Source organism: Pseudomonas sp. NIBRBAC000502773 (genome assembly GCF_006517195.1).
GTDB lineage: Bacteria > Pseudomonadota > Gammaproteobacteria > Pseudomonadales > Pseudomonadaceae > Aquipseudomonas > Aquipseudomonas marginalis.
Genome location: NZ_CP041189.1, coordinates 5,048,479 through 5,071,196, shown reverse-complemented (window position 1 = coordinate 5,071,196; position 22,718 = coordinate 5,048,479). Strand labels below are relative to the sequence as shown.

The window sequence follows — 22,718 nt, the reverse complement described above, 5'->3', positions numbered from 1 at the left end:
GCTATCAGTCACATCATTTACGCCTGGACCAAGCCGTTGATCTTCACGGTCGGATTGACGTCAGCCTCATAGTCCACGCCATCGACTTCAAAGCCGAACAAGCGCAGGAACTCTGCCTTGTAACCGGCGAAATCACTGATCTCGCTGACGTTCTCGTCGGTAACCTGGTTCCACAGTGCCGCCACGGCGTCCTGGACCTTAGGCTCCAGTTCGGCCAGGTCGGCACGCAGGCGGCCGTCGGCGTCAAGCTTCGGCTCGCTGCCGTACAGGCTGTCCTTGAACAGGCCGTAGACCTGCTCGATGCAGCCTTCGTGGGTACCCTGCTCTTTCATCACTTTGAACAGCAACGACAAGTACAGCGGCATGATCGGGATCGCGGAGCTGGCCTGGGTGACCACCGCCTTGAGTACCGATACGCGGGCATCGCCCTTCAGTGCAGCGAGGTTGTCGCGCAGGGTCAGGACTTTCTTGTCCAGGTCTTTCTTGGCTTCGCCGATGGAGCCGTTCCAGTAGATGTCCTGGGTCAGCTTCTCACCGAGGTAGGTGAACGCGGTAGTCTTGGCGCCTTCGGCCAGTACGTCGGCGTCACGCAGGGCGTCGATCCACAGCTGCCAGTCGGCGCCGCCCATGACATTGACGGTGCCGTCGATTTCTTCCTGGGTCGCAGGCTCGAGGGTGGTATCGACCACCACGCCTTTGTCGGTATTGATACCGCGCAGGGTCACAGCCTTGCCGATTGGCTTGAGGGTGGAGTTGTAGACTTCACCGGTCTTGGGATCGGTGCGGCGTGGCGCGGCCAGGCTGTAGACGACCAGGTCGATCTTGCCCAGGTCTTTCTTGATGGTTTCGATGGTCAGGCGCTTGATCTCGTCGGAAAACGCGTCGCCATTGATGCTCTTGGCGTACAGGCCTTTTTCAACGGCAAACTTCTCGAACGCAGCGCTGTTGTACCAGCCGGCGGAGCTCAGCTTGCCCTCTTCGCCTTCTTTCTCAAAAAACACGCCCAGGGTGTCGGCGCCGCAGCCAAACGCAGCACTGATGCGCGCGGCCAGGCCGTAGCCGGTGGAAGCGCCCAGAACCAGCACCTTTTTCGGGCCGTTTTTGATGGCGCCGTGCTCAGTTACGTAGTCGATCTGTTCCTTGACGTTCGCTTCACAGCCAACAGGGTGAGCGGTCACACAGATAAAGCCACGAACCCGCGGTTTGATGATCATAAAATTTCTGCCTCTTCCAAGGTGCCGAAGGCCAATGGTGGCCATTCAACTTCAATCGTACCGGTCTATGACGTCCGAAAAACCGAAGCGTCACGATAGTCGCAAATCTTCTGTTTACAAAATCCAATCCACACAAGCCCATCAGGGTTAAAGGCTGTGTCGAGCATCCACAATTTCGCACTATTTAAAACGCCAATCCGCTGCTGGACGCCTTATCATGACGAAGATGTTTCATTATGTTTCAAAACCCACCACTCGCGGCCACGGATCCGGATCTGTCGAATGGCGTCCTTCTGGAGCTGAGTTGCATGAACAAGTCTGCTTTGCGTAAGAAAGCGGTATCAGTCGCCTGGGTACTCGGCGTGTTGCTGATTATCGATGTGTTCCCCGAAACCACGTTGGTGTTCCTCTGCCTGGTACTGGTGTGCGGCTTTTACGACTTCCTGCGTAACGGCCTGTATGACAAGCCCACCATCAAGAAATACTTTATCGGCAGCGGTCGCAATACTTGGCTGCTGGCCCCGTTCAACACCCTGTTCGACCTGCTGAGCGCGCGTAACCGTCACGTCTACACGATGGACGACCTGCCACCCGCCTGGCGCACAGACCTGCAACAGGTGCTCGATGACGCAATGGCCCACAAGGATGAAATCATCGGCTACCTGGACGAACGCATGGCCGAGAAGAAGCGCGGCATGTTGTTTTTCCAGTGGTACGGGCGGCCGATCGAAACCAGGCTGGATATTCCTGAACTGCGCAAAAAACTGCCGTTCGTGAAAACCATCGGCGTGTCGGTGTTCAACGAGAACCGCTCGACGTCCTTTCACTTCGGCCCCCTGCGCATGATGTTCCGCGTGCTCTACAACATGGCACCGGCGCCCCATCACGATGGCGTGTACATCCAGGTCGGCAAGCACAAGCATTACTGGCATGACGACCCGCTGTTTATCTTTGATGACACGCTGATGCATGCGTCCTTCAACAAGAACGACGCCAAGCGCTACTGCCTGTTCATCGACATCGTACGGCCGACGCCGCTGCCGTCGGTACTTAACGCCGTCATCGCGGGATTTGCCGGGCTGGTCTTTACCCTGCGTCGGGTTTTCTACAAAAACTGGAAGCTGATTGAGTAAGTTCTGCGGCATGATGGTGTTGGACGGTATTTGCGCTCAGCCCTGCGCCTGAGGTAAATATCCGGCTCGTGCGCCTTAACCTGCGCCCACCATTCTCACGTCATCGCACCTCGACAGGTGCGGTGGCTGCGTTTTTCAAGGAATCAGAATGCCCCAACGCCAAGTCATCAATGCCTCCGTCAGCCCCAAGGGCAGCCTCGAAACCCTGTCCCAACGTGAAGTCCAGCAACTGAGCGAAGCCGGTACCGGCAGCATCTACACCCTGTTTCGCCAGTGCGCCCTGGCGATCCTCAACACCGGCGCCCATATCGATAACGCCAAGACCATCCTCGACGCCTACAAAAACTTTGAAGTGCGCATCCACCAGCAGGACCGTGGCGTGCGCCTGGAGCTGTTGAACGCCCCCGCCGATGCTTTCGTCGATGGTGAAATGATCGCCAGCACCCGCGAAATGCTGTTCAGTGCCCTGCGCGACATCGTCTACACCGAGAACGAGCTGGACAGCCAGCGCATCGACCTGAGCAACTCCCAGGGCATTACCGACTACGTGTTCCACCTGCTGCGCAACGCCCGCACGCTGCGTCCCGGCGTGGAACCGAAGATCGTGGTGTGCTGGGGCGGGCACTCGATCAACACCGAAGAATACAAATACACCAAGAAAGTCGGCCACGAACTCGGCCTGCGCAGCCTCGACGTGTGCACCGGTTGCGGCCCAGGCGTGATGAAAGGCCCGATGAAGGGCGCGACCATTTCCCACGCCAAGCAACGCATTACCGGCGGGCGCTACCTGGGCTTGACCGAGCCGGGCATCATCGCCGCCGAAGCGCCGAACCCCATCGTCAACGAACTGGTGATCCTGCCGGACATCGAAAAACGCCTTGAAGCCTTCGTGCGCGTGGGCCACGGCATCATCATCTTCCCCGGCGGCGCCGGTACGGCCGAAGAGTTCCTGTACCTGCTGGGCATCCTGATGCACCCGGACAACCGCGACGTGCCCTTCCCGGTCATTCTCACCGGGCCGAAACAAGCCGCGCCGTACCTGCAACAATTGCACGCCTTCGTCGGCGCCACCCTCGGCGAAGCCGCGCAGGCGCACTACCAGATCATCATCGACGACCCGGCCGAAGTGGCCCGCCAGATGACTGCCGGCCTCAAGGCGGTGAAGCAGTTCCGCCGTGAGCGCAACGACGCGTTTCACTTCAACTGGCTGCTGAAGATCGACGAAGGCTTCCAGCGCCCGTTCGACCCGACCCACGAAAACATGGCCAGCCTGCAACTGAGCCACGTACTGCCGCCCCATGAACTGGCAGCCAACCTGCGCCGTGCGTTTTCGGGGATCGTGGCGGGTAACGTGAAGGACAAGGGCATTCGCCTGATCGAAGAACATGGCCCGTACGAGATCCACGGCGACCCGGCCATCATGAAGCCACTGGATGAGCTGTTGCAGGCGTTCGTTGCCCAGCATCGCATGAAGTTGCCGGGTGGCGCGGCGTATGTGCCGTGTTATCGCGTAGTGCAGTGAGCTCGTCAGGTAATTTGCTTACAGCCGCCAGGCTTTACTGGCGGTCGGTCATAGTTTGTATTTCTTTGCAGCATGGGTAAGCGTGCGGGAGGGCTGAGTTCGGACTAGGTTTTCATGACCCCGACTCATCCTCCACCTGAAGAGCGACCTATGGACCAACGGATATTGTCCTCCATCACTCCTTACCCTAAGGTAAGGAGCATCATGCTGGAGATCTTTACCATGGCGACCGCCACACTTACCTCAAAAGGGCAAATCACCATCCCCGTCCAAGTCAGGACCGCACTTGGCCTGGAAACAGGCGACCGCGTCGAGTTCGTCGAAACGGAAGATGGCAAGTTTTCCATCATTGCAGCGAGCAAGACTGTCCATGATCTCAAGGGGCTGATCCGGAAGCCTGCCAGGGCCGTGTCCATTGACGACATGAACCACGCTATCGCAGCACAGGGAGCGAAGGCTGGATGATCGGGCTGGATACCAATGTGCTGGTGCGCTACGTCACCCAGGATGATCCCGTTCAATCCCCCAAGGCGTGCGAATTGATCGAATCCCTCACCACGCTTTCGCCAGGGTTTGTCAGCCTGGTGTCCGTGGTGGAGCTGGTATGGGTATTACAGAGCTGCTACCAATGTGCCAAAAATGACATTGTCGTCGTTCTGGAAACACTGCTGCGCACCCGTGAATTGACCGTCGAACATGCCGAGGTCATCTGGCAGGCGCTTCGACGGTTCACGGCCAACAACGCCGATTTTGCCGATTGCCTGATAGAGCGCTGCGCCCACGCGGCCGGGTGCGAATACACCGCTACCTTTGACCTCGGTGCGGCCAAGGCAGCGGGTATGAAGCGCCTGGGCTGAGCGGCAACATTGCGGCAAGGGGCAGGCTTTGGTAAAAGTCACTGATCCCTGAACGAGAGAACGCCCCACGTGCGCACGCTTCTTCTTGCTGCCCTGGCCCTGACGCCGCCCCTCGCACTGGCCGAGATCATCTGGCCCGACCTGCCAAAGAGCTGCTTCGTCAGCGGGCGTTCTGCCACTAGTGTGGATGTGGACACCGGCTGCGCAGCGTTCCTGATCAATGTGCAAGGCAAAGCCGCAGGTACGCCGATCAAGGTGGATATTCCCCAATACGCTTTTCACATCGACGAAGCCAGCGGCAAAGAGACACCGGTGATCATCATCCAGGCCGAAGAGAACGGAGAGGTCAAGGCCGTGGGATACAAGGAACTGGGCACCGATCAACTCGGTGCCGCGCTGCTGCGGGAAGTACGGCTCCTGGGTACAAAGAAGCCCTCCTAGTCGGGGTTCAACGAACCCAGCCACCCACCTGCCAGTGGTAGCCATCATTGCGCTGCACCCAATGCGGATGCACATAACGATAGCCTTCGCGCACCGGCTCCCAATGGCCGTGTACGGCAACGTAGCGCCCGCCTTCCCAGCGCCAGTAACCACGTGACCATATGTAACCTTCACGTACCGCAGGCTCGACTTCGATGACCTGGGTCGGCGGCGGTTGTGGCGCAACCACCTCGACATATTCACGCTGTACAGGCCGGCGCTCATGCACCACGCGCTCCTGCACACACCCGGACGCCGCGACCACAACCGCCGCTAATGCCGCGTAACGTAACAACATACAACCCCCTCGGGCGTTATCGCCCAACACCTGCACCGGTAAAAATGCCCCCGTGTTTCAGCCGTGCTCCTGCTCAGGCCTGGGTACTTTTTTAACAGGTTGTGTCTGTCGGATTGCTGAAGCAGCACGCATCAAGGGTGACCGAAGCGTCCCAACACCGCTTCGACGAAGCGTCTCAGCTTGGCCGTACGCTGGCGGTTCGCCGTGTAGACAAGGTGCATCGGACGGCTCGGCGCTTCAAAGTCCGGCAGCACTCTCACCAATTCGCCCCTGGCCAATGCCCGGCGCAAGAAGTCTTCCGGACCGAGCACGATGCCAAAACCATCCAGCGCGGCGGACATCAAGGCCCTGCTTTCATTGATCTGCAAGCGACTGGCAACCTGCACCTTGTAAGGCGTCGACGCCTGGTAGAACACCCACTCGCGATCCGCCGGCCGCGACCAGAAGGCGTAACCGAGACATTCATGACGCTCAAGGTCTGCCGGGGCCTGTGGGGTACCACGTGCCGCCAGGTACTCCGGCGAAGCGCAGACCACCAGGCGGTAAGGTGCCAGTGGCCTGGCTGTCAGGCCGGTGGTCGCCAGGGGGCCGATACGAAAAGCGGCTTCATAGCCCTCCTCCACCAGGTCCACGAAACGGTCGGTCAGGTGCAGGTCGATTTCCACATCCGGGTTGTCGCGCAGGAACCCGGTAATCAACGGCATCAGGCTGTAGGAGCCGAAGGTGACGGGCGCGGTGATTTTCAGCTTGCCGCGCGGCGTGTCGTTCATGATCTGCGCCAATGAATCGGCAGCCTCGGCTTCTACCAGGATATGTTTGCAACGCTCGTAGTACGCGCCCCCCAACTCCGTCAGGCTTTGCCTTCGTGTGGTGCGGTTAAGCAAGCGAGCGCCCAGACGCTGCTCCAGCGCGGTGACATGTTTGGCCACCATCTGCGGCGACATCCCCAAGCGCTCGGCAGCCCTCGCGTACGAGCCCGACTCTGCAGCCATCACAAAAGCATTCATGCTCGACAGGCGATCCATCATTCCCTACTCCCAGTAACAACATCCACGCCAAAACGACAATTTATCGCCATTGGGTTGCCAATCATCATAACCGCTCCCCCCATGCATCGGAGCAAGACCATGAAAATTGGTGTTATTGGAGCAGGCTTTATCGGGCGCGCCGTGGCCCAACTGGCGCTGGCGGCCGGGCACGAAGTGATGTTGAGCAACTCCCGTGGCCCCCACACCATGAGCAGCGTCGTGAGCGGCATACTCGGCGTACAGGTGGGCAGTGCCGACGACGCCGCCAAATTCGGCGATTTGGTGCTCGTGGCGATCCCCCTGGAGCATTACCGCAGCGTCCCAGCGCAATGGCTGGAGGGCAAGACCGTGATGGACGCGAATAATTACTACCCGAACCGCGACGGCCATATACCGGTACTGGATCGCTTCGAAACCACCACCAGCCGGTTGCTCGCCGAGCATTTGCCCCATTCACATGTAGTCAAAGTGTTCAACGCGATCTTCGCTCCCGACCTGACGCAGGACGCCCGCCCCCACGGTGCCCCCGACCGCCGGGCGTTGCCGGTGGCAGCGGATGACGCCGCAGCGAAGGCACGCGTCATCACGCTACTCGACGAACTGGGGTTCGACGCCGTGGATGCCGGCAGCCTGGATGACAGCTGGCGGCTGGAACGCGGCAAGCCGGCCTATTGCGTCCCGCTGGACCAGGCTGGCTTGAAGGCAGCGCTGGCCGCCGCCGAGCGTACGGTTGAACTGCCGCCTGTCGAACGCACTCGCCGTTAGACACGCACAAAAAAGCCCGCTGGCCGTTACCGGTTCAGCGGGCTTTTTGTTACCGGCAAGGTCCTGACCCAGGACCTCGCCAGCGGCTTACAGCGCCAGGTCAGACGCCGGTTTGCTCGGCTCAGCCGCAGGCTTGGCAGCCTCGGGCGCCTTGACAGCAGCCTGTTGCGGAATCGCAGGCGGTGTAGGCAGTTGCAGGATATTGGCGGTGTAGGCCCATTCCTTGGCAACAGCCTCAGGACTGTCGTTCAGCTTGGTGCCGTAGCTTGGCACGATCTGGTGCAGTTTTGCCTGCCACTCAGGGGTCGCAACCTTGTCCTTGAACACTTTCTGCAGCACGGTCAGCATGATCGGAGCCGCGGTGGACGCGCCTGGCGATGCACCCAACAGACCTGCAATGGTGTTGTCGGCGGAGCTGACCACTTCGGTACCGAGTTTCAGGACGCCGCCCTGCTCTTCGTCACGCTTGATGATCTGCACGCGCTGGCCGGCCTGCCACAGGCGCCAGTCGGATTGCTTGGCGTTCGGGAAGTACTCCTGCAGCGCCTTGAAGCGATCGTCATCCGACAGCATCAGTTGGCCGGCGAGGTACTCGACCAGTGGGTATTCACGAATACCGACTTTGGTCATTGGCCAGATGTTGTGGGTGGTGGTGCTGGTCAGCAGGTCCAGGTACGAGCCTTCTTTCAGGAACTTGGTCGAGAAGGTGGCGAATGGGCCAAACAGAATCACGCGCTTGCCATCCAGCACGCGGGTGTCCAGGTGCGGAACCGACATCGGTGGCGCGCCAACCGAAGCCTTGCCGTAGGCCTTGGCCAGGTGCTGCTCGGCGACGGTTGGGTTATCGGTCACCAGGAACGAGCCGCCGACCGGGAAGCCAGCGTATTCCTTGGCTTCAGGAATGCCCGACTTTTGCAGCAGGTGCAGTGCACCGCCACCGGCGCCGATGAACACGAACTTGGCGTCGGTTTCAGTCTTGGTGCCGTCTTTCAGGTTTTTGTAGCTGACACGCCACGAACCGTCGGCGTTCTTGGTGATGTCCTGCACTTCGCTCGACAGTTTCAGGTCGAACTTAGGCGTGGTTTGCAGGTGAGCGACGAACTGACGGGTGATCTCGCCGAAGTTCATGTCGGTACCCAGCGGGCTCCAGGTGGCCGCGATTTTCTGGTTCGGGTCACGCCCTTCCATCATCAGCGGAACCCACTTGGCGATCTGCGCCGGGTCTTCGGAGTACTGCATGCCGGCGAACAGCGGGCTCGCTTGCAGGGCTTCGTAGCGCTTCTTGAGGAACTTGATGTTGTCATCACCCCACACAAAGCTCATGTGCGGCGTGGAGTTGATGAACGAACGCGGGTTCTTCAGCACGCCCTGCTGGACCTGCCAGGACCAGAACTGACGGGAGATCTGGAACGCTTCGTTGATCTCGACCGCTTTCGGGATCTCAACGTTGCCGTTCTTGTCTTCCGGGGTGTAGTTCAGCTCAGCCAGGGCCGAATGACCGGTACCGGCGTTGTTCCAGCCGTTGGAGCTTTCTTCGGCGACGCCATCGAGGCGCTCGACCATTTCCATCGACCATCCCGGCTCCAGCTCGTTGAGCCAGACACCCAGGGTTGCACTCATGATGCCGCCGCCGATCAGCAGCACATCGACTTTCTTTGCCTCTTCCGCGTGAACGGACGTGATCCCCATCGACAAAGCCAGCCCCAGCAGGGCAGTGTTTACTTTTTTAAACATCAGTAGCACCTATGATAAAACGCCATCCGCCCCACCGCCCCTGATCATGGGCAACCCTCAATCACGCTGCGCCAGGCAACGCACCGCGAGGTTTACACATTCACTCGGGGACCGCAGGGTGGGCACACAAGGCCGACGTATCGACCTCACTTTTATGTCCCTTCTGCGCTGACTTCTTATCATTATTGGCTTCAGCTACCTGGGCGACAGCCAAACGCCGGGACGTATACGGGTGTACGTACCGGGAAAGACCAGACCAAGACGGCGCGCAGAATATCACGCCACACGGCGTTTATGCGTCGTTTGGCCAATTGACAACTCTAAATCGCCGGTTTTAACGCGCGAGTGTCAAGTGTGGCAAACGCGACCTGAGGTCACAGGGCAGGAACTCTCAGGCAAAAGGCTGTTCTAGACTCCTTCGTCGCTGCTTGCGTAGCATCGACGGTTTTCCTCGTACCCCTTCAATATAGAGCGATCCATGTCTATCCACCAAACTCCCGGGCACGTACTGCCCGCGCGCAGCGCCGCCAAAATGGAAGCTGCCATGGCCGTGGGCGCCTTCGCGATCGGTACCGGCGAATTCGCCATCATGGGCCTGATGCCCGACATCGCGCAAAACCTGGGTTTAAGCGAACCCCAGGTCGGCCACGCCATCAGCGCCTACGCCCTCGGTGTGATGGTCGGCGCCCCACTGCTGGCCATCCTCGGCGCCAAGCTGCTGCGCAAACATATGTTGCTGTTGCTGATGGGCCTGTATGCCCTGGGCAACCTCGCCACTGCGTTCACCCCGACCTTCGGCTCGTTGGTGGCGTTCCGCTTTATCAGCGGCCTGCCCCACGGCGCCTACTTCGGCATTGCTGCCGTGGTCGCCTCGAGCATGGTGCCCAACGACAAACGTGCCGGCGCCGTGGCGCGAGTAATGATGGGCCTGACCCTGGCCATGCTGCTGGGCAACCCCATCGCCACCTTCCTCGGCCAGCATCTGGGCTGGCGTTCGGCGTTCGCGCTGGTGAGCGTGATCGCCCTGTGCACCATCGCCCTGGTCTGGCAATTCGTGCCCCATCGCCATGACGAACAACGCAGCGACCCACGCAAGGAACTGCGGGCGTTTACCAAACCCCAGGTGTGGATGGCCCTGTCGATTGGTGCCATTGGCTTTGCCGGGATGTTCTGCGTGTTCAGCTACCTGGCGCCGACCATGCTGGAAGTGACCAAGGTGTCGCCGCAGTGGATTCCCTTCGGCCTCGCGGCATTTGGGGTAGGTGGGATCATCGGCAACATCGCCGGCGGCAAGCTGTTTGATCGCATGCAGTTTCGCGCGGTGGGCTTGATATTGGTGTGGTCGATGGCCGTGTTGCTGCTCTTCCCCTTCGCGGCGTCCTCGCTATGGGGCGTGCTGCTGAGCATGGGCCTGGTCGGCACCATGGTGTCGTTGGCCGCGCCGCTGCAGATCCGCCTGATGGACATCGCCCACGAAGCACCGAGCCTTGCAGCAGCGTCCAACCATGCGGCGTTCAACCTGGCCAATGCGCTGGGACCATGGTTTGGCGGGATGGCGATTACGGCGGGGTTTGGCTGGACCAGCACCGGCTATATCGGCGCGGCCACGGCGCTGGTCGGCCTGGGTATCTACCTGATCGCCCGCCGGATGAAGGGCGGCCACTGACTGCCCCCCCAATCAATCATCATGCAACAACCCCGACCCGTACTCCCCATAACTGCTCCCCAGCCCACTGCCGCCAAAATTCATCTTCGCGGCCTTGCTGGGGCTGTGGTCCCCAAACGCCTGGCATCCGCCTGAAAAGCAAGGGTCCCTGCTCACACCGGACGAACCCGAAGAACAAGCGCCCAACAGCAACGTGCCAGCAATCATCACGACTTTGACGAGGTTCGAGATCATTTTTTCAGTTCCCTGTGGGCTGGAGGCGCGAGGGTCCTCTCTTGAGCAAGATCGTAGACCTCAGTGGCGAAGGGAATGATGAAACTTTGCTGGATGACAGGGAGGGTTCAGGTTGCCTGATTTGAGGGTAATGCCAGGTTTTCGCAGACGCTGGCAATGATATAGTTCACCCGTGCCCACCCCATCGAAGCCCTGAACATGTACACCATAGAAGTATTTGAATCCAACTCAAAGGGCCGCGACTTTGTAGTGGGTGATATTCACGGGCACTTCAAGCTACTCGCTTCACTCATGAAAAAAGTAAACTTCAACACCCGACAGGATCGCCTGTTTTGTGTGGGCGATCTTATTGATAGAGGCCCTGACTCTATTGACGTCTTGAAGTGGCTCAGCGAACCGTGGTTTCACGGCGTACGCGGCAACCACGAACAGATGCTGATGGATTGCCTCTCCGGTCGCGGTGACATCAATAGGCACACGCGAAACGGCGGAGCGTGGCTATACGCGCTCTCGCCCAGTGTCCAGAGCGAGATTTACAACGCACTGCAAACGCTCCCAATAATGATTGAGATCGGCTTAGCGGATGGTCGAAAAGTTGGCATCGTCCATGCTGAAGCCTTTATTTCAACCACCACCCATAGTTGGCAAGACGCCAAAGACGCTATCAGTGGAGTGCGAGGAGAGTCCGCCCAACAACAAGCGTTGAAAATCGCCCTCTATGCCAGGGAAAAGATAGAACAGCAAAACCAGGCAGCGATCATAGGTTTGGATAGGTTATATGTGGGCCACTCGACAGTCCCTCATGTGCACGCATTGGGCAATGTCATTTATATCGATACGGGTTGTTCTTTTTCGGACGGTGCGTTGAGTTTGATAGAGATAGAAAGTGGAGAGGTTGCGCATGTGAGCATGCATTCATTGCTGGGGGACAGCCCCTCCAGTGTCCATTCCACGAGCTAAGTGGCCCAATAGCCTCGTAGTAATTCAGACGCGGTGCGCGGATGGAATTGAGTCGTGCATACCTGCCCGCGCCCCAGAAGCTCACTGATGGAAAAATCTAGGGGGCGGGGGTGAATAAACGCAAAAGTGAACGCCCCTGTCGGAACGTCCATTCTCCCTCACTCAGCGACGAAAAAGACGGTCTAGAACCAACAGGGCAACTGCACCAATCGCGATTGCCGCAACTGGTTTTTCTTTAACGAATGTAGATACGCTGTCCAGTGCGTCGCCATAGGTTTGTGTCAGCTGTCCAGCTGCTTGCCGACCAGCACCTTCAGCTTCCAGCTTCGAATCACCAAACAGTTTCCCAACTGCGCTCTGCGCTTTGCCGGCAACCTTTTCAACAACACCTTCTACCTGTTCGCTCTTCATGATTCACCAAACCTTCGTGTGTGATTGAGTAACCCAGAATAAATCTGGGCTTGAGGCAACCTTCACGGCATTAGGGGGACGCTGGTAATGATTAGTTCAAAGTGGATGAGGCTCACAGGTAGCCAGCTATCATTCACTCGAAAACTTGAAGGAAACAGCCCACGCTGACGGCATGCACACGCCCTCAGCAAGACTCCATGTAGCAGCCCCATTAAGATAAGTTGGCATGTTCTGTCTTACTTCGACCGAGAATCCTACGTGGCCAGTTAAACTTCTGAGTAGCCCAGCAGTCGCGCATAGACGTCAGCGCAGCAGTGAAAAGCTGTCCTGAATCCACTAAGCCGCAGAGAAGAACGCCACTTTAGCGGTAAGACGATCCGCTAAATCTGATAGCTCGATGCTAGCTGCCGCCACTTGGCGCGCGCCGTTGGCAGACTCAACAGTCGAACCATGAATGCGGTTGATATTTTCAGCGACCTCATCGGTCACGCTACTCTGCTGTACGGAGGCGCTCGCGATCTGGGCGTTCATATGACTGATTGCGGCAACCTGCTCGCTGATCCTTGCCAATGCACGCTGCGCGCTGCGGGTTTGTGTGACCGTTTGGCTCGCTAGCTCGCAACTATCGCGCATAGTTTGGGATGCCGTTTCGGTACCCGATTGCAGCGTACTGATCATCTCCCGAATTTCCTCGGTCGACTGCTGTGTACGATTGGCCAAAGAACGTACTTCGTCAGCTACCACCGCAAACCCACGCCCGTGCTCCCCAGCTCTCGCTGCCTCAATGGCAGCGTTCAAGGCAAGCAAATTGGTTTGCGAGGCGATAGCGTTGATGACGTCGATCACTGACGCGATATTTTCACTGTGTTTGGACATCTGGTTCACGGTAGCAGTGGTTTGCTCAAGCGTTACTGCCAACTGTTCAATGGCAAGCGTGGTACTTGCAACCAGCTTGTTCCCACTTCCCACTTCAGTATCAGCCATCAGCCAACCGGGAGGCGTCAGCTGCCTGCGCGGCATATCCAGATACTTCATTAACCGTCGCGGCCATTTGCATTATGGCTGCGGCCACCTGCTCGGCTTCGCGGGTTTGTAAGCTAATCTGCTCATTGTTAGCCGATGATGCGGCAGACAACTGGGTGGACGAGTGATTGACCTCTTGGGCCGCCTTACGTACTTGCTGAATAGTCTCTGCGAGATGGCCTAGCGCGTTTTTCAGGACGCCCATCACACTGCCGGGATAATCTGTGGAAATCGTCTGATTCAGATCACCAGCTGCCAGTCGCTCGATGGCCAATGCAACGTCTGTGGGCTCAGCACCCAGCGTGGATTTAACGAAGCGAATAATTACAGCCGACAACGTGATGCTCAGCAGCAAAGCAATACCTGTCGCAATAAGCATGAGCGTACTGAACTGACTGGCGGTTGCCTGCACTGCGCCCAGCTTTGCCTTGATTGATGCTTCCTCGTAGTCGATCAGTGCATTGACGCGTTTCAGCCACTCACTGTAATCCAAAGACGTTTGACGCATCAGCAGCGCCTGAGCTCCAGGTATGTCACCCGCTTGGCGCAGGGAGATTACCGCCCTGGTGGAGTTAAGGGTTTGTTGTTCGATGTCCTTGATAGCGCTCAGTAATCGAACCTCCTCGCCTGTTACGCTTGCGCCCTTGAACAACTGATCCATTGGAGCCGCCGAGTCGGAGTAGGCCTTTTCCAAGGCTGTGACCTCCGATAAGTGTTTTGCCAAATCCGTATCAGTCGTCACCAGCACAGCATCCCGAATAGCGATGGCTCGGTTATGGACACTGCCTCGAAAATTGATTGCATAGCGCTGCACCTTGGCGGCATTTTCGCTGACGTCTTCCAAGGTGAAGTCAATGAACGCAACGCGGTGAATGCCGATGGCGGTTATCAACATGAGCAGCGCCAGGATGGCTGCGAAACTAAGCCCTATGCGTGTGGCCAACGACAGCGTTTTCTTCATGGCTAGCTCGAAAATATGACCTGTACAGGCCTTTGTTGATTTGGAAGACGCGAACGGTACTACCACGATACGTCGACGCAGAAAGGTCATCCAGTTAGCAATACGCACCGCCATGACAGCGTATAGCTATCATCATGATGCGTATGTTCTGCAGTGGGCCTCGCGATTTACCTAGAGCGTTTTTGCGCGGCTATGGCAGTAGGAGCTAATGAGGGAGGTCGCAAAGCCAACGGTCATTAGATCGCCACGTGGGTACCCGCAAGCCAGTTGAAGGTGAACAGTTTTGAAAAAGAGTGAGCTTCCAGTAAAAACCTGCCTTAGCTGCGGCCTTCCCTTCACTTGGAGGAAGAAATGGGCGCGCTGCTGGGAGGAGGTTCGTTATTGCTCTGAGCGCTGCCGACGCAGTAAGCCTGCTAACTGCTGAACCAAAAGGGGGTCAGGTTGCCGCCTTCTTGGGGTAAGGCGGCAGGGTTGCCACAAAACAAGCCTCTCCCACACCCTGGATCCATCCCTGATAAACTGCCCACCATTCGCCTCGTTGACTCAGATTCCCAATGCCCCCACAAACCGCTCCCCTCTCCCGCCGCTTTTCCGTCGCCCCGATGATGGATTGGACCGACCGCCACTGCCGGTTCTTCCTGCGCCTGCTCTCCAAGCACGCCCTGCTCTACACCGAGATGGTCACTACTGGCGCAATCCTCCACGGCGACCACGACCGCTTCCTGCGCCATAACGAAGCCGAGCACCCTCTGGCGCTCCAGCTCGGCGGCAGTGTCCCCGCTGACCTGGCCGCCTGTGCCCGTATGGCCGAGGCTGCCGGTTACGACGAAGTGAACCTGAACGTCGGCTGCCCCAGCGACCGGGTGCAGAACAACATGATCGGCGCGATCCTGATGGCTCACCCGGCCCTGGTGGCCGATTGTGTGAAGGCGATGCGTGATGCGGTGTCGATTCCGGTGACGGTGAAGCACCGTATCGGGATCAATGGCCGGGATAGCTACGCCGAGCTGTGTGATTTTGTCGGGACGGTGAAGGATGCCGGCTGCACCAGTTTTACCGTGCATGCGCGGATTGCGATTCTGGAGGGGTTATCGCCTAAGGAGAATCGCGATATTCCGCCGTTGCGTTATGACGTGGCGGCGCAGTTGAAGCAGGATTTCCCGGAGTTGGAGATTATTCTCAACGGCGGCATCAAGACGCTGGAGCAGTGCCATGAGCATTTGCAGACGTTTGATGGGGTGATGCTGGGCCGGGAGGCTTATCACAATCCATACCTGCTGGCGGAGGTGGATCAGCAGTTGTTTGGCAGTGAAGCGCCGGTGATCAGTCGGGCTGAGGCGTTGGCGCAACTGCGGCCTTATATTGCTGAGCATTTGGCGACTGGCGGGACGATGCATCACATTACGCGGCATGTGTTGGGGTTGGGCACCGGTTTCCCTGGGGCACGCAGATTCAGGCAGTTGTTGTCGGTGGATATTCATAAGGCTGCGGATCCGCTGGCATTGTTGGATCAGGCTGGGGGTTTGTTGGAAGGGCGTTGATTGGATAGCGTGCAGGGGGTCAGTTGGCATGAAGCGCTATCCTAGTGTCATCGGGCAGTCGGTTTGAACCTGTCGGCCGTTCTGGCCTCCTATTGATCAGTACCGCCGGGCATTCAAACGGCTGTTTTCAGGTTGTTGCCCTCGCAAACGATCGAACGCATTTGCGCCCTTGAGCGCCTGCCAGCGCTCGGGTAATGTCATCAGACCCATAGGACAGAGCACGCCCATGACTTCCAAGTTGGAACAACTCAAGCAATTCACTACTGTCGTAGCCGATACCGGCGATTTTTCCACCCTCGCCAAGCTCAAGCCCCAAGACGCCACTACCAACCCTTCCCTGCTGCTCAAGGCCGCATCGATCCCGGGCTATGCCAAGCTGCTGGATGAGTGCGTGCAGGACTGCAACGGTGATGTCGGCTTGGCCAGCGACCGTTTCGCGGTGGCCGTGGGCCAGGAGATCCTTAAGGTCGTACCAGGACGCATCTCCACCGAGGTGGATGCCCGCCTGTCGTTCGACACTGACGCCGTACTCAAGCGTGCGCACCGTCTGATCGACCTGTACGACAAAGCCGGGGTTAGCCGTGACCGCGTACTGATCAAGATCGCATCCACCTGGGAAGGCATCCGCGCGGCGGAGAAGCTGGAAAAAGAAGGCATCCAGACCAACCTGACCCTGCTGTTCTCGTTTGCCCAGGCGGTGGCGTGTGCAGAGGCCGGCGTGTTCCTGATTTCACCGTTCGTAGGCCGTATCTACGACTGGTACAAGAAAGCCAATGGCAACGACTACACCGGCGCTGATGATCCGGGCGTGCAGTCGGTGACGCGCATCTACAACTACTACAAGGCTAATGGCTACAAGACCGTGGTGATGGGTGCGAGTTTCCGTAACCTGAGCCAGATTGAAGAACTGGCCGGCTGTGATCGCCTGACCATCAGCCCGGACCTGCTGGAGAAACTGGCGGCGGATGACGGCAAGCTGGAACGCAAGTTGTCGCCAGGGCACGCCGGAGAAGCGCGGGTGCATCTAACTGAAGCGCAGTTCCGTTGGGAGTCCAACGAGGATGCGATGGCGACTGAGAAGCTGGCGGAGGGGATTCGTCAGTTTGCCCGGGACCAGGAGAAGCTTGAGGCACTGTTGTCCGCCAAGCTGTAAACGGCGGAGGCGGCAAAAAGGGCGGTACCTGTGAGGGTACCGCCCTTTTTTGCTCTGTTGTCCCTAAGTAGCAGGCGATCTCCGGGATCAGTGACGCTCGAGAGCGTTGACGAGGTCGTGGAAAGCTTCGCGGTTGGACTCGTTCAGGCCCATCAGGATCTTGTGCGCTTCCAGCACCTTGACCCGTACGATTTCCTCGGACTGGTCCTGGGACGGCAGGTCGGTGAGGCATTCCGGGCACGGGATCGGGCGATCAACGATGTTGAACACCTGGTCGAAACCCATGGACTGCAACAGACGGGTGATGTCTTCGTGGGTGGTGACGACGGTCGGCAACAGGCCGACCTTCTGCCGGGACAGAATGGACAACTTGGCCAACAGCCCAAGGGTGGTGCTATCGATGCTGCGGGTTTCGGTCAGATCGATCACGATCGCCGAGAAATTCAACGCCGTGAAAATCCGCTCAATCGTCGCATCCAGCGCCGAACACAAGGTCAGGCGCACTTCACCGACAAACTTCAGGACGAAGGTCCCGTCTTGCTCGGCGAATTGGATTCTTCCGGTACTCATCAAAGATTCCTGCTCAACACCAATAGGGCGATATCATCCGGCATCTCCCCTAGCGTGGCCAATCCAAAAACCTGCCGCAGGCCATCCAGGCTGCCGCCCGCCGACTTGACCTTCTGGGGCAAGGCGGCTTCTTTCTCTTTGAGTGTAGGCTCTGGAAGAAGATCCAGGATGCCATCGGACATCAGCGTCAGGCTGAACGTCGGCGGCAGCTCCAGGATGTGGTCTTCGTACGTGGCTTCATTGAACAAGCCTACGGGCAGGCCACGCCCTTCCAGGTAACGCACACTGTCGGGAGTGTATAAAACAGGCATCGGCAGGTGACCGCCGATGCTGTAGGTCAAAAGACCGGTTTCTTCATCAATCACGCCGCCTACCATCGTCACGTGCTTGCCCAGCTTGCAGCTGATCAGGCCCCGGTTGATGTGGCCCAGCACCTCGGAGGGGGTAAACTCCGGCAAGGTGCCATTACGCTTGGATTCGAACAACAGCCGTGTCGTCATGAACTTCAACAGCACGGTGACAAAAGCAGAGGAAGCACCATGGCCGGAGACATCGGCCAGGTAAAACGCAACACGCCGCTCGTCTACGCGGAAATAATCGACAAAATCGCCCGACAGGTACAACGACGGGATGATCTGGTGAGCAAACTGGAATTCGTCGATGGTCCAGGGGCTGACCGGCAGCATGTTCATCTGCACCTGGCGACCGGCGTTCTGGTCTTCCTGAAGCAGGTTAAGGCTGGCTTCGAGTTCGCGGTTGGCGGTTTCGAGCTTTTCGCGGTAGCGCTGGTTCTCGACCAGCAGGCGCGCACGATCCAAGGCGCGACGCACAGAGTGCTCCAGTACCGCCAGGTCTTCGAGGGGCTTGATCAGGTAGTCGGCAGCGCCCAGACGCAACGCTTCCACGGCATCGTTCATGACGCCGGCACCGGACACGACAATCACCGGCGTCTGCGGGGCAAGCTCGGTCACCTGGCGAATCAGCTCCAGGCCGCCCATCTGGGGCATGCGCAGGTCGCAGATCACGAGGTCGGGCTGGTCGCGCTCGAATACCTGGAGACCCTGTTGGCCATTACTGGCCTGCAGGACGCTGAAGCCACTGTCTTCCAAATAGGCCGCGAGGCTCGCGCGCACTACTTCGTCGTCATCGATTATCAGCAGCGTGGCACTGGTTTTTTGCATGTGGGCAAACGGCGCCAGAATTAGGTTGGCGTAGGTGGCTCGGCAATGGCCGGGCTCACGTACTGGATTCGCTTTCTAGCCTCTCTGTACTACAACGCAATGGGATTTTCCCCATGCACAACTGTAAAGCAGAGGTGCCCTTCTAAGGCGCAGACGGTACTCCCATCCGCCAGGGGTTTCAAGCTCATGCCGATGGTCGCCGGGCGTCTTTACATCGCAAATCACCGGGAGTTATAAGAACAGCCAAGACCACAACACAAAGTAAGGATGGAACCGATGGGCGAACACGAGCGCGACTACGCCGAAAAACGCGATTTCATCCGCATGCGGGTGGATGCCGAAGTATCTTTGCTCCACGAAGGCCAGGAGTTTGCCGGGGTTTGCGTGGACCTTTCCAGCTCCGGGATGCAGGTGCAGGCACCGCGCCAGTTTGCCGTGGGAGACCTGCTCACCGTACGCATTGATTCAGACCACCCGGCGCTTAAGGGCCTGGAGGCTGACACGAAAGTGGTCTGGACCAAAACCACGGGCGACGAGCAACAACTCGGGCTTAGGATCCTGAAAATGCGCTGAAACCCGCGCACAAAAAAGGCGACCGCCAGGGTCGCCTTTTTTCATTTCAAAACATCACAGCTTAAAAGTCGTCGACGACCTTGCCATCCTTGACCTTGAACTCGCGGTTCTGCAGGTAGGCATTGCGGATGAAGGTGTACTTGTCGCCGGTGATCAGTTTCTCACTGTCGAGCAGGCTGGCACGGGTGTCAACGATGTTCAGGCCCATGGTGCTGTTGCGCCAGCCGATATCGTTCATATACCGGTACGGTTGGGTGTAGCTGTCCACGTATTTGGACGGTGCATCACGCAAGGTGCTCGGTCCCAGCAGCGGGATCATCACGTAGGGACCGCTGCCCACGCCCCAGTAACCGAGGGTCTGGCCGAAGTCTTCATCACTGCGTTGCAGCCCCATTTTGGTGCCGACGTCGATAAAGCCCAGCACGCCGAAAGTGGTGTTAACCAGCAAGCGCGCAGTGTCGACCCCGGCATTGTGGGGCTTGAGCTGCAGCACATTGTTGGCCAGGTTGCCGACATCACCGATATTGCGGAAGAAGTTATGGATACCATCTTCGACAAATTGCGGGGTGATCCACTGATAGCCTTGGGCCAATGGCTTGAGGGCATAGGTATCAACGGTGTCGTTAAAGGTGAAGATCGGGCGGTTGACGCTTTCCCATGGATCATCTTCCGATGCAGCCTGTGCAGCGAAAGGCGCCAGCAGGACAGTGGCACACACCGATAGCTGAGCGAAGTAGTGGCTCCAGCGCATAGCTTTTGCTCCTTGAATGGTCTGTCATGGGCGCTATGCCCTGAATAAGGCCGTCAGTATATGACGGAAGTGTCCAATTAGGCAGCTGCCAGGAATCGTCCTAACACAAATGGACAATTTTCCTACAATTAGCCGCCTGTCATCTGCTTGTCATCCTGCCCCGATAGCGTCACAGCTATTTCAGGGATGTCGACATGCCTCACGCCGAGATAGCCATCGCCAACGCGCCCGCCTTGACTGCTGTTCTGTTTGGCCTGAGTGGTTGCCTGGTGGACTTTGGTTCCCGGGCACGCACCGATTCCCCCTCCCCGGACTCCCAAGCCACACCCGGCGCCCTGAAAATCCTGCGCAGCCTCAAGGAACAAGGCGTCCCCTGTGCCTGGCTGGATGAACTGCCGCCTTCGGTAACCACACCACTGGCCGCCGTACTGCCCGGCTGGCTCAAGGCCGCCCCTCCCTCCTCCATCCGCTGGCCCGCCCCTCATGCCTGCTGGCAAGCCTTGATGGAACTCAACATTGAACGCCTGGAAGGTTGCGTACTGGTCAGTGGCGAACCGCGCCTGTTGCAATCGGGCCTGAATGCCGGTTTGTGGACCATTGGCCTGGCCTCCTGTGGTTCGCTGTGCGGCCTGGCGCCTGAGCAGTGGCAGGCGCTGAGCGACAAGGAACGCGAGCACAAACGCGGCAAAGCCACCGTTGAGCTCTATGGCCTGGGGGTCCACTCGGTGATCGATCACCTCGGTGAACTCGGCACCTGCCTGGCCGACATCAGCCTGCGCCAGCTCAAAGGCGAGAAGCCCTGATCGAGATCATGCACAGTCGGCGCCCGTGGATTAATCTACAGGTCAGTCCGTAGACCTTTCACGGCGTGCCGTGGTCTATGCCAGTGCCTATCGATAAAAGGAAGAACGTCATGCCTGATCGCAAAAAACTGGAAGAACAGGTCGAGATCCTGCGCGGGCAGCTGGAACAGGAACCGCCGCTGCCGCAAGAAAAACGTAAAGCGCTGGAGGCCTTGATTGCCAAGTTCGAATTACAACTTGAACTTGAGCCGGCTACTCAGACACCGAGTATTTCCGACGATGTGAGTCAAGCTGCCATAGAGTTCGACGCTGAGCACCCGGTGATTTCCGGGACACTGCGCAATATCATGATCACCTTGGGTAACATGGGGATCTGACCCGAGCCCAAGCCAGGCGCAGAACCAAAAGGTAGGAGAGGGCTTGCCCCCCTCCCACCTTTGCTTACTGACGGGCCAGGCGCACGTTCTGGAACGCCACATCCTCAGTACTGCGGTAAGGGTTGATATCCAACCCGCCGCGCCGCACATAGCGCGCATACACCGTCAACTTCTCCGGCTTCAGCAAACGCTGCAGGTCGAGGAAAATGCGCTCCACGCACTGTTCATGGAAATCCGAGTGCTGGCGAAAGCTCACCAGGTATTCCAGCAAACTCCCGTGATCCAACGCCGAACCGCGATACTCAACCACTACGCTGCCCCAGTCGGGCTGGCTGGTCACCGGGCAGTTGGACTTGAGCAGGTGGCTGTGCACGCTCTCCGCGACAATGCGCGAGTCATCGCAACGCAGCAGCTCCGGGCGCGGGTGTTCGTAGTTGCTGACACTGATATCCAGATCGTCAATGCACGTGCCCGGCAACGCCATCACGCCTTCGGCCTCAATGTCGGCCAAGCTGCGGATACGCACGGTAACAGGCTTGCCGGCGGCGGCGCTGAGGTCGGTGCGCAGGGTCGCTTCCAGGCTGGGTGTATCGGTGAACGCGGTCTGGTTCAGCGAGTTGAGGTACAGCTTGAACGACTTGGACTCGATGATGTTCGGCGAGTCGGCGGGGATGCTGAATTCACCGATGGCCACCACCGGCTTGCCCGACGGCAGCAGCCAGGACAACTCGAAGCAGTTCCAGAAGTCCACGCCCTTGTACGGCAGAGTCTCGGCGCTCAGGCCCAGCTCGGCCCACTTGGCGGCGCGTGGAATCGGGAACAGCAACGAAGGGGTGTAGGTGGAAATGTATTCACTGGACTTGCCCAGCGGCGAATGTTCGGCTGCGGGATGCATGGCGGAAACCTGGCTAAATAAACCGCGCCAGTCTACCAGCCTTTGCCCCCGCCCTTAAGAAACGCCTTACTCAACGGTCAGCTTGCCGACCATGCCCGCCTGGTAATGCCCGGGGAGGTTGCAGGCGAACTCCAGGCCGGTGGCCTTGGTGAACGTCCAGGTCAGCTCAGCAGTCTTGCCGGGTTCCACCAGCACGCTGTTGGGATCGTCGTGTTTCATGCCGCCCATTTCACCGTGGCCCATGGCGCTGTGATCCATCTTGCCCATCCCCGTGGAGGTGAGCATGCCGCTGGCCTGCATCTGCAGCATTTCCTTCTGGTGTTGGGCGTGCATCGCCGCGTCACCGAGGTTGAATTCATGCAGCAACTGGCCTTTGTTGACCAGTACAAAGCGCACCGTCTCACCGGCCTTGACGTCCAGGGACTTGGGCGAAAAAGAAATATCCTGCAGCGTCACTTCCACGGTGCGTGTGGCCTTATCCGCCGGTGCCGGCTGGCCGAACGCGTAGGTATGGGCCGCATCCGCCATTACATTGAAACTCAACGCCAACAGGCAGCTCGCCAACAACAGGGGTGTACGCAATGCCAT

The 22,718-nt window shown here is 58.5% G+C and carries 27 protein-coding genes; 14 read left to right on the top strand and 13 right to left on the bottom strand.

Features of this window, described 5'->3' with window-relative positions; genetic code table 11:
• Positions 1–17 precede the first annotated feature (17 nt).
• Positions 18–1,214: an enoyl-ACP reductase FabV gene (fabV, locus tag NIBR502773_RS23495; RefSeq protein ID WP_141157055.1), complete on the bottom strand. Its 1,197-nt coding sequence runs from the start codon at positions 1,212–1,214 to the stop codon at positions 18–20.
• Positions 1,215–1,522: 308 nt separating this feature from the next.
• On the opposite strand from fabV, the gene NIBR502773_RS23490 reads away from it, so the two are divergent.
• From NIBR502773_RS23490 to NIBR502773_RS23470, 5 genes are all read left to right on the top strand, one after another.
• The gene (locus NIBR502773_RS23490; RefSeq protein ID WP_141157054.1) at positions 1,523–2,347 is read left to right on the top strand and encodes an aspartyl/asparaginyl beta-hydroxylase domain-containing protein; all 825 of its coding nucleotides are present in this window, start codon (positions 1,523–1,525) and stop codon (positions 2,345–2,347) included.
• Between the two features lie 148 nt (positions 2,348–2,495).
• Positions 2,496–3,869 (top strand): nucleotide 5'-monophosphate nucleosidase PpnN, encoded by a 1,374-nt coding sequence (gene ppnN, locus NIBR502773_RS23485; protein ID WP_141157053.1) that lies wholly within the window; start codon positions 2,496–2,498, stop codon positions 3,867–3,869.
• Positions 3,870–4,076: 207 nt separating this feature from the next.
• Entirely contained in the window at positions 4,077–4,334 is a 258-nt protein-coding gene (locus tag NIBR502773_RS23480) for an AbrB/MazE/SpoVT family DNA-binding domain-containing protein (RefSeq protein WP_115486032.1), read from the top strand.
• The gene (locus NIBR502773_RS23475; protein WP_053132385.1) at positions 4,331–4,726 is read left to right on the top strand and encodes a PIN domain-containing protein; all 396 of its coding nucleotides are present in this window, start codon (positions 4,331–4,333) and stop codon (positions 4,724–4,726) included. Before NIBR502773_RS23480 ends, NIBR502773_RS23475 begins: the two co-directional genes overlap by 4 nt.
• A 69-nt stretch (positions 4,727–4,795) precedes the next feature.
• Entirely contained in the window at positions 4,796–5,167 is a 372-nt protein-coding gene (locus NIBR502773_RS23470; protein WP_115485988.1) for a hypothetical protein, read from the top strand.
• A gap of 7 nt (positions 5,168–5,174) precedes the next feature.
• Here the strand turns inward: NIBR502773_RS23470 and NIBR502773_RS23465 are convergent, their stop codons facing one another.
• Both NIBR502773_RS23465 and NIBR502773_RS23460 read right to left on the bottom strand, forming a co-directional pair.
• Positions 5,175–5,504: a YXWGXW repeat-containing protein gene (locus NIBR502773_RS23465; RefSeq protein ID WP_043293388.1), complete on the bottom strand. Its 330-nt coding sequence runs from the start codon at positions 5,502–5,504 to the stop codon at positions 5,175–5,177.
• 131 nt (positions 5,505–5,635) lie between these two features.
• A complete protein-coding gene (locus tag NIBR502773_RS23460) occupies positions 5,636–6,532 on the bottom strand; it encodes a LysR family transcriptional regulator (protein ID WP_141157052.1) in 897 nt (298 codons plus the stop codon).
• Positions 6,533–6,631: 99 nt separating this feature from the next.
• On the opposite strand from NIBR502773_RS23460, the gene NIBR502773_RS23455 reads away from it, so the two are divergent.
• On the top strand, positions 6,632–7,297 hold the full coding sequence (locus NIBR502773_RS23455) for an NADPH-dependent F420 reductase (RefSeq protein ID WP_115485986.1): 666 nt from the start codon (positions 6,632–6,634) through the stop codon (positions 7,295–7,297).
• Between the two features lie 87 nt (positions 7,298–7,384).
• Here the strand turns inward: NIBR502773_RS23455 and mqo are convergent, their stop codons facing one another.
• Positions 7,385–9,031 carry a malate dehydrogenase (quinone) gene (gene mqo / locus NIBR502773_RS23450; RefSeq protein WP_141157051.1) on the bottom strand — a complete coding sequence of 549 codons (1,647 nt, stop codon included), beginning with the start codon at positions 9,029–9,031 and terminating at the stop codon, positions 7,385–7,387.
• A 478-nt stretch (positions 9,032–9,509) separates the two neighbouring features.
• Between mqo and NIBR502773_RS23445 the strand changes: the two genes are divergently transcribed.
• Positions 9,510–10,697: an MFS transporter gene (locus tag NIBR502773_RS23445; RefSeq protein WP_141157050.1), complete on the top strand. Its 1,188-nt coding sequence runs from the start codon at positions 9,510–9,512 to the stop codon at positions 10,695–10,697.
• 12 nt (positions 10,698–10,709) lie between these two features.
• Here the strand turns inward: NIBR502773_RS23445 and NIBR502773_RS31010 are convergent, their stop codons facing one another.
• Positions 10,710–10,931, bottom strand: a complete 222-nt coding sequence (locus tag NIBR502773_RS31010) for a hypothetical protein (RefSeq protein ID WP_065939320.1) — start codon at positions 10,929–10,931, stop codon at positions 10,710–10,712.
• Between the two features lie 198 nt (positions 10,932–11,129).
• On the opposite strand from NIBR502773_RS31010, the gene NIBR502773_RS23435 reads away from it, so the two are divergent.
• Positions 11,130–11,891: a metallophosphoesterase gene (locus NIBR502773_RS23435; RefSeq protein ID WP_141157049.1), complete on the top strand. Its 762-nt coding sequence runs from the start codon at positions 11,130–11,132 to the stop codon at positions 11,889–11,891.
• A gap of 162 nt (positions 11,892–12,053) precedes the next feature.
• On the opposite strand, the gene NIBR502773_RS23430 is transcribed toward NIBR502773_RS23435, so the two are convergent.
• The 3 genes from NIBR502773_RS23430 to NIBR502773_RS31375 form a co-directional block, all read right to left on the bottom strand.
• Complete coding sequence (locus NIBR502773_RS23430) at positions 12,054–12,302, bottom strand: CsbD family protein (RefSeq protein WP_082340961.1); 249 nt, start codon at positions 12,300–12,302, stop codon at positions 12,054–12,056.
• A gap of 336 nt (positions 12,303–12,638) precedes the next feature.
• Entirely contained in the window at positions 12,639–13,286 is a 648-nt protein-coding gene (locus tag NIBR502773_RS31380; RefSeq protein WP_373682352.1) for a methyl-accepting chemotaxis protein, read from the bottom strand.
• Positions 13,279–14,286, bottom strand: a complete 1,008-nt coding sequence (locus NIBR502773_RS31375; protein ID WP_168209010.1) for a methyl-accepting chemotaxis protein — start codon at positions 14,284–14,286, stop codon at positions 13,279–13,281. Before NIBR502773_RS31375 ends, NIBR502773_RS31380 begins: the two co-directional genes overlap by 8 nt.
• Before the next feature lie 283 nt (positions 14,287–14,569).
• Here NIBR502773_RS31375 and NIBR502773_RS23415 point away from each other — a divergent pair, with 283 nt between their 5' ends.
• The 3 genes from NIBR502773_RS23415 (at position 14,570) to tal (ending at position 16,980) form a co-directional block, all read left to right on the top strand.
• Complete coding sequence (locus NIBR502773_RS23415; RefSeq protein ID WP_141157046.1) at positions 14,570–14,710, top strand: DUF2256 domain-containing protein; 141 nt, start codon at positions 14,570–14,572, stop codon at positions 14,708–14,710.
• Positions 14,711–14,840: 130 nt separating this feature from the next.
• The gene (gene dusA, locus NIBR502773_RS23410; RefSeq protein ID WP_141157045.1) at positions 14,841–15,827 is read left to right on the top strand and encodes a tRNA dihydrouridine(20/20a) synthase DusA; all 987 of its coding nucleotides are present in this window, start codon (positions 14,841–14,843) and stop codon (positions 15,825–15,827) included.
• Between the two features lie 226 nt (positions 15,828–16,053).
• The gene (gene tal / locus NIBR502773_RS23405; RefSeq protein WP_027604215.1) at positions 16,054–16,980 is read left to right on the top strand and encodes a transaldolase; all 927 of its coding nucleotides are present in this window, start codon (positions 16,054–16,056) and stop codon (positions 16,978–16,980) included.
• 87 nt (positions 16,981–17,067) lie between these two features.
• On the opposite strand, the gene rssC is transcribed toward tal, so the two are convergent.
• Both rssC and rssB read right to left on the bottom strand, forming a co-directional pair.
• Positions 17,068–17,550 (bottom strand): anti-sigma factor antagonist RssC, encoded by a 483-nt coding sequence (rssC, locus tag NIBR502773_RS23400; RefSeq protein ID WP_010212025.1) that lies wholly within the window; start codon positions 17,548–17,550, stop codon positions 17,068–17,070.
• The gene (rssB, locus tag NIBR502773_RS23395) at positions 17,550–18,731 is read right to left on the bottom strand and encodes a two-component system response regulator RssB (RefSeq protein WP_027604216.1); all 1,182 of its coding nucleotides are present in this window, start codon (positions 18,729–18,731) and stop codon (positions 17,550–17,552) included. Before rssB ends, rssC begins: the two co-directional genes overlap by 1 nt.
• Before the next feature lie 276 nt (positions 18,732–19,007).
• On the opposite strand from rssB, the gene NIBR502773_RS23385 reads away from it, so the two are divergent.
• Positions 19,008–19,304, top strand: coding sequence for a PilZ domain-containing protein (locus NIBR502773_RS23385; protein WP_065939332.1), 297 nt, complete (start codon positions 19,008–19,010; stop codon positions 19,302–19,304).
• Between the two features lie 61 nt (positions 19,305–19,365).
• Here NIBR502773_RS23385 and NIBR502773_RS23380 read toward each other — a convergent pair whose 3' ends face one another.
• On the bottom strand, positions 19,366–20,055 hold the full coding sequence (locus tag NIBR502773_RS23380; RefSeq protein ID WP_027604219.1) for a VacJ family lipoprotein: 690 nt from the start codon (positions 20,053–20,055) through the stop codon (positions 19,366–19,368).
• A 194-nt stretch (positions 20,056–20,249) separates the two neighbouring features.
• On the opposite strand from NIBR502773_RS23380, the gene NIBR502773_RS23375 reads away from it, so the two are divergent.
• Both NIBR502773_RS23375 and NIBR502773_RS23370 read left to right on the top strand, forming a co-directional pair.
• Positions 20,250–20,858 (top strand): phosphatase, encoded by a 609-nt coding sequence (locus tag NIBR502773_RS23375; protein WP_065939333.1) that lies wholly within the window; start codon positions 20,250–20,252, stop codon positions 20,856–20,858.
• A 110-nt stretch (positions 20,859–20,968) separates the two neighbouring features.
• Positions 20,969–21,235 carry a DUF4404 family protein gene (locus tag NIBR502773_RS23370; protein ID WP_141157044.1) on the top strand — a complete coding sequence of 89 codons (267 nt, stop codon included), beginning with the start codon at positions 20,969–20,971 and terminating at the stop codon, positions 21,233–21,235.
• A 64-nt stretch (positions 21,236–21,299) separates the two neighbouring features.
• On the opposite strand, the gene queF is transcribed toward NIBR502773_RS23370, so the two are convergent.
• Together queF and NIBR502773_RS23360 are read right to left on the bottom strand one after the other, a co-directional pair.
• Positions 21,300–22,130, bottom strand: a complete 831-nt coding sequence (queF, locus tag NIBR502773_RS23365; protein WP_141157043.1) for an NADPH-dependent 7-cyano-7-deazaguanine reductase QueF — start codon at positions 22,128–22,130, stop codon at positions 21,300–21,302.
• 66 nt (positions 22,131–22,196) lie between these two features.
• Positions 22,197–22,718: a plastocyanin/azurin family copper-binding protein gene (locus tag NIBR502773_RS23360; RefSeq protein WP_115485934.1), complete on the bottom strand. Its 522-nt coding sequence runs from the start codon at positions 22,716–22,718 to the stop codon at positions 22,197–22,199.